The organism is Marinococcus tarijensis (genome assembly GCF_054971385.1).
In genome coordinates this window covers 1-6667 of sequence record NZ_JBQOJA010000059.1, presented here as the reverse complement: position 1 = coordinate 6667, position 6667 = coordinate 1, and the positions used below count along the sequence as shown (strand labels likewise).

Here is a 6667-nt window from a genome sequence, read left to right as displayed (position 1 = left end):
AGGACGTGCAAACCGTACAGGGCCAACAGCAAGCATCTGGCGGCAACGTCCAGACGAACCACTCCGGGGCGGCATCCGATACCGGAAGCCCGGAAACACCGTCCACGGGGAACGCTCCGGCATCGGCCAGTGCGAATACCTCCGGCCAAGACACGGCAAGCGTTCAGAACATGAAAGGCGAAAATACAGGCTCGACTGGAACGCACCGGGAACAGGTGACGCAGGAAGTGGATAACAATAGTACCCAAAACGTGGAACAGGACGTGCAAACCGTACAGGGCCAACAGCAAGCATCTGGCGGCAACGTCCAGACGAACCACTCCGGGGCGGCATCCAACGCCGGAAGCCCGGAAACGCCGTCCACGGGGAACACTCCGGCATCGGCTGGGGCCAACAGCTCCGGCCAAGACACATCCAGTGTCCGGCATGAACAGGGACCGTCCAACAGCTCCACGAGTACCCACCGGGAACAGGTGACGCAGGAAACGGATAGCAGCCGTACCCAAAACGTGGAACAAGAAGTCCAAACGGCCACGAACCACCGACAGGACGGCGGCCGGGTGAATACCACGTACACGTCCGGCGGCGACAACGGAGGTCAAGCAGATCCTACGCCGTCATCCTCGGCCGGACCGGGACCAAGCGCCCCGGCATCTGCATCAAATGATGCCGGAGGAAACAGCGTCCGGCATGAACGCTCCACCGAACAGGGACACCGGGGAGGAACGAACAAGGAAACTATTCATCAAGAACAACAGGTCAACCATCAGGGCAACGACACCGAACAGGACGTGCAACAGTCGGTCACGCATCGGCAGACCGAAGGCCGGGTGAACCGCCGGGAACGGGTCACGGAACAGCAAGCCCCACGCACCCAAAACTATGATCTCGGGAAACACACCCGGAAAACCGTGAAACGAAACAATAAACGGACGTAAGGAGGACCGCACATGGCGTCTTACCGCATCCCCAAAGACATGAGTACCGAACTGAAAATCAATAAATGGATGTATCTGACGGACTTTCTTCTACTGATCGGGTTAATCCCGTTCACGATGGTGATGAGCAATCTGGTCCACGGCAACTTGATCTGGGGCTTTTACGCCTTCATGTTGCTTCTGGCCCTGTTGTTGGTGATACGTCCCGCCAGTAATCCGAAACGCCGCATCTATCAAGCTGTGTACTATGCGATCATGCGTCGCAAAGACACGTACACGGCCGTTGATTACTCTCCGGTGGACGAACCGGACGACACGCAAAGGAGCGAATCGTAAATGGCTCTATTCAAAGAAAAAAATGGTCGATTGGGACGATCGAAACAAGAAGGAACAGCGATCTTTGTCGAAAGCGATCAAGTCCAGAAACGAAAAAAAGAAGCCAAGCCGAAAGTGAAATCCAGTTATGCCGATTTAGCGTCCGTGATTGATCTCACGGGCAACGGCTTTCTGGAACTCTCGGACGAGAAAGGCTACATGGATATTGTGCAACTGGAATCAAGCGATATTTACGCCTTGAACGAAAGCGATAAAACCAAAAAGATTTATCATTTTGCGACCTTTTTACAGTGGTACAATCACGATTTTAAAATCATTCCGTTTGATTTTCCGGTGGATACGTCCACGCAACAACGGCATATCCTTGAAAAAATCCAACAGACAAGCAAGCCGCAGTATCGGCAATTTTTAGAAAAGAAGCTCCAGGAACTCCAATTCATCGAACAACGCCGTACCAATCGGGAATTTTTCTTGTTTCTGTACGCCGATGATGAATACACGCTTCAATCCCGGACCACCGAAGTGGAAGGCCAACTGCAAGCCGTAGCCCCGGTGATTCGGCTCACGGACGATAAGAAGATCAATATTCTCTATAAATTAAACAATTTGAACTCCAAAAACCGTCATACGCACGAAAGGGGATAACTCATGCTCGCATCCATCATGCAAAAAGTACGGGGGCCAAAAGACGAAGAACAACAGGAACAAGGGAAAACAGAGGGCTATAACCGCGAGCTGTTAAGTGAAATCCAGCCGCAGGGCGGCATCAAGTTCAACGAAAGCTATATCCGCAAAGGAGACGGCTACGAAACGTGTGTGCATATTTACGACTTTCAAACGATCGTCAATGACTTTTGGCTCGAAGAGATTATGAACATGCCGAACGTCATTGCGGCGCTCGATGTGGCCACGCCGAACCGCCGGGACGTCATGTCGAAGTTAAACAAAAGCATGGCCGAACAAAAAACCCGGACGATGCAGGCGAAAGAAACGGCCGATGCGATCGAAGCCACGGAATCATTTGAAGAACTCTCCGGCATTTACAACGAAATCCGGCAGGGCGAAGTCGTGAAACGCATTGTCCTGCGGCTGTATGTCTCCAGTAAGATGCTTGATGAACTGGAAGTGACGGTAAAGAAAGTCATTGATGATCTGGAAGCCCTGAACTTCCGGGGGTCGGTCTTTCTGAACGAACAGGAGTATGAATGGGGCAGTCTGATCGAATCCTTTTCGCATCAAATGAAGTACCCAAACAAACGCAAGGGCATTGAACTTCCGGCCTTGTCCCTTGCCGGGGGCTTCCCGTTCCACTATACGTCGCTGGATGACCCATTCGGGACGCACTACGGCACAACGGACACCCACGGGAACGTCATTTTTGATCTGTTTCATAAGGACAAGCAACGCAAGTTCTACAATGCCTTAATGATCGGCAAAATGGGGTCGGGAAAATCCACGCTGCTCAAAAAAATGGCGCTCGACAATGCGATCAAAGGCCACAAGGTACGGATTCTGGACGTGACCGGGGAATTTGGCGAACTGGCCGAAGCCCTAGACGGCAAAACCATTGCGTTGGATGGCTCGGACGGCTCGATCAATCCCTTGCAGGTGTATCGGTCCGAAACCACGGACGAAGGGGCGATTAAACAGGAAGCATCCTTTGCGAAGCACCTTTCGAAAATGCAGGTGTTTTATCGTTTCATCAGCCCGGATGTGGCAAACGAGGAAATCAAGGAGTTTCAGAACACCCTGCGCCGCCTGTACATCGAACAGGGCTTGTGGTCGGACAGCATCGACCCGGAAGAAAACAACATCACCGAACGGCGGCCGGAGGAATACCCGATCTTTAGTGATCTGCTGACGATGATTCAAGATGATCTCTATATCGACAAAGAAAAGCAACTGGTCAACGAAGACGTGAGTGTTCACCGCCGGGAACGGCTGGAAAACATTGAACTCAACATCAAGAACTTGGTGGAAACCTACGGCCGTTTGTTTAACGCTCATTCCAGTCTGATGGACTTTGATAAAGAGGACTTTGTGGCCTTTCATCTGCGGAACTTATCGGAGCTGTCATCCGAAGTCTTTCAAGCCCAACTGTTCAACGTCCTCAACATGCTTTGGGACGGGATGCTCGGTAACGGGCAACCCCAACTGCAAGCCTTCAACAAACACCGTCTGCGGTTTGAGGATGCGGTGCGGTACTTGATTTTGATAGATGAAGCGCATCACATTATCAATACTCGGAAAGGGTCTGAACACGGCGTTACCTTCCTGCAAACCTTCATGCGGGAAGCCCGGAAGTATTTCGGCGGCCTGTTCTTTGCGAGCCACGTCATTGAAGATTTTGTTCCCGATAAGGCCGATCAGAGTGCGGCCGAAGAAGTCAAAAAGCTGTTCAGTCTCACGCAGTACAAATTCATTGGCGAACAGGATAGTGAATCACTCCCCCGGTTGAAAGAGATTTTTACGGGCCAGCTCAACGATTCGGAACTGGGGCAGATTCCCTACTTATCGCAGGGGGAAGTGGTGCTTTCCATTTCGTCCGTGAAGAACATCAAAATGAAAGTGGACGTCAGCAAACAGGAACTAGACCTGTTCGGGGGAGGGGCGTAAGACCATGAACACGGTAGCCAAAGGAGCCGCCAAAGCCGGGGGTGCGGTACTCAAACTCGGCACACTAAAACTGCGTATCATCATCGGATTGTCGGCGCTTCTGGTCGTCCTGTTCACGGTGATGGTGATTGGATTCTTTCAAGTGATGATGGATACGACTTCCTCCGATAACAGCGAAGGGAACGGCACATTCGTGGCCGGAGGAACACAAAATATCTCGGCCAAAATTGAAAATCTGCGGCCCGTCTATGAACAGTATGCGGAGGAATTTGGGGTTAGCGATCACGTCAACGTCCTCATGGCGTTATCCATGCAGGAATCCGGCGGCCGGGTGGACGACATCATGCAGTCGTCCGAATCGCTGGGCCTTCCTCCGAACACGATTGATGACCCGGAACGCTCGATTGAACAGGGTGTCCGGTACTTCTCGAAGGTGTTAGAGGATGCCAACGGCGACGTGAAATTAGCCCTTCAGAGCTATAATTTCGGCGGTGGTTTTATTGATTATGCGAAAGAACACAACAATGGCGAATACTCGAAAGACCTAGCGATTGAGTTCTCTCGTCAGCAGTATCAGAAGGTCAAAAGCACCGGAAACTATTCGTGCATCCGACCGGAAAGTGCCGAAACCGGCGCTTGCTATGGCGATATTGGGTACGTCGATGCGGTGATGAAATACGTCACGAATACGGCAACCACACAGATCAATGGAGACGTGGCCGAAGTCGTTCAAGTGGGCGAAAAATGGATTGGCAACAGCAACTATGTGTTTGGTGGTGGCCGTACCCGGAGTGACCAACAGGCCGGACGGTTTGATTGTTCCAGTTTCGTGTATTGGGCGTATGAACAGGTCGGGGTGGAACTCGGCAACCTCGGCTCGGTGAACACGGATTCGCTCAAAACCAAAGGCCAACGGGTCGATTACTCGAACGCCAAACCGGGTGATCTGGTGTTTTTCGATACCTATAAACTGGACGGCCACGTTGGGATTTATGCCGGAGACGGCAAGTTTATCGGTTCGCAGGGAAGCACGGGCGTAGCGATTGAAAGCATGGAAGATGGCTATTGGGGCGACAACTTTAACGGTCGGGTCAAACGCATTTCTTCCTAACAGGAGGGACAGGATGGAGACGATCAAAACCTTTAAATACTTCTCGATTGTGCTTCTTTTTCTACTATTATTGTTCAACGGGTTCTTCTTTTTCAGCAATCAAACGGACGCTCCCACAGAAGCCGAAGCGAACGAATTAGAAAGCAAAATCAGCCAATTAGAAGAAAATAACGAAGCCTTAGAACAACAGGTCGAGTATCAGTCCAAGACCGAACGGGAAGCCCGGTTCGATGAACTGGAAAGCCAGACCGCTGCGTTTATGAATACAGCCTTTGTGCATACCACGGACAACTATGCGAAGCAAAAAGAGAAAGCCGAAGGGGTCATGAGTGACCAACTGAAAGACCGATTTTTCTCGGGGGAAATGTACGGCAACGGGGAAGTAACCACGGATATTGCGAACGAAGAATATTTCATTAAAAACATGAATGATGCCGAAAACGCCCAAGTGATCGTGCGGCTCGATCACCAGATGCATTACACGGAAACGGACGTCGATGAAACCAGTCCGGTGGTCATGAAAGTTCATTTTGAACGAGAAAACGGCACATGGGTAGCGCAACGTATGGAAGATATTTCGGACACGGAAGGAGGATTCGATGCTGAATAAAGACCGGGTGAACTTACGCAAAAAGACCAGCAAATGGTTCGGAGTGATCACAGCGGTGGTGGTATTAGGCTTCGTTGGATTCAGTACATCGAATATGTACATGGAGGAAACGATCGAAGTTCAGGCGTCTCCAATTGGCGAAGAAATCACCACCAGTGGAACGGATAATGTGGAAGTATTGGACTGGATTTATGACAAAGAGAAAAATAACATGCAGGTCGTGATCGACATGAACGATCTTCGTTTTGAACAGGATTCGTTACAGTTTATGAGCAAACAACGATCCGATGGCGAAGAACTTCCGGTCGAAAAAACGTACCAGATGAACGACTATGCAGTGTTTGAAATCAGCCAGATTTCGGACAACTACCAACAGGTATTGCTTCAAATTGATCAGAAAAACGAACAAGAAAATGACGATTCCGCAACCGATTCTGCTTCCGAAACCAACACGGAAGAAGTCGAAACAATGGTTCAACTGTACACCGATTATCGGAAAGTCGAAGAAGCAACCATACCTTCCAATGATGAATACAGCTACGTGAAATATATTATGAATACGCTCATTCAAGACACGGAACAAACCATTGAAACGAAGAAAGAGGAACGCCAAACCTTAAAACAAGAGATCGCTGATCTCGAAGAAGAAGCCAACCAAGTGGAACAGGAAAAGACGTACCAAACGGACGAAGAACAGACCGAAACGGACGGTTATTTAAACTCATTGGAAACTGAAAAGAAACAGCTCCAGGGCGATATAGATGCGTTGAATGAACAGATCAAGATGGAAGAACAACGCATTGACAGTTACGAAGAACAGAAAAAACAGGAAAGCATTTCGCTTCAATAACAAACAGGGGTTGGTTCATTTTTTGACCGGACCCCTGCAAAAAAAGCCTTTTTTACTGTCTCACAAGTGTCACAAGCACCCCTATATGACTCACAAGTGTCACAGTGCTGTCTCACAAGTGTCACACAGAGCAATTTTTACGATAGCACTCCAAAAACCCGGCACTGCCGGGTATATCACGAAGTGATATCATTTTTCCCTTATGC

General features: G+C 49.9%; 7 protein-coding genes. All 7 read left to right on the top strand.

Annotated elements, in window-relative coordinates; all coding sequences use genetic code 11:
- Positions 1–938: hypothetical protein (locus ACTTK7_RS16910; RefSeq protein WP_462869270.1), on the top strand; the 938-nt coding region annotated here is incomplete at its 5' end.
- A 12-nt stretch (positions 939–950) separates the two neighbouring features.
- Complete coding sequence (locus ACTTK7_RS16905) at positions 951–1274, top strand: DUF5592 family protein (protein ID WP_462869269.1); 324 nt, start codon at positions 951–953, stop codon at positions 1272–1274.
- A complete protein-coding gene (locus ACTTK7_RS16900) occupies positions 1275–1919 on the top strand; it encodes a hypothetical protein (protein WP_462869268.1) in 645 nt (214 codons plus the stop codon).
- A 3-nt stretch (positions 1920–1922) separates the two neighbouring features.
- Complete coding sequence (locus tag ACTTK7_RS16895) at positions 1923–3890, top strand: VirB4 family type IV secretion system protein (protein ID WP_462869267.1); 1968 nt, start codon at positions 1923–1925, stop codon at positions 3888–3890.
- Between the two features lie 4 nt (positions 3891–3894).
- Positions 3895–5001: a bifunctional lytic transglycosylase/C40 family peptidase gene (locus tag ACTTK7_RS16890; RefSeq protein WP_462869266.1), complete on the top strand. Its 1107-nt coding sequence runs from the start codon at positions 3895–3897 to the stop codon at positions 4999–5001.
- 13 nt (positions 5002–5014) lie between these two features.
- Positions 5015–5611: a hypothetical protein gene (locus ACTTK7_RS16885; protein WP_462869265.1), complete on the top strand. Its 597-nt coding sequence runs from the start codon at positions 5015–5017 to the stop codon at positions 5609–5611.
- On the top strand, positions 5601–6461 hold the full coding sequence (locus tag ACTTK7_RS16880; RefSeq protein WP_462869264.1) for a hypothetical protein: 861 nt from the start codon (positions 5601–5603) through the stop codon (positions 6459–6461). Before ACTTK7_RS16885 ends, ACTTK7_RS16880 begins: the two co-directional genes overlap by 11 nt.
- The last annotated feature ends 206 nt before the right edge of the window (positions 6462–6667 follow it).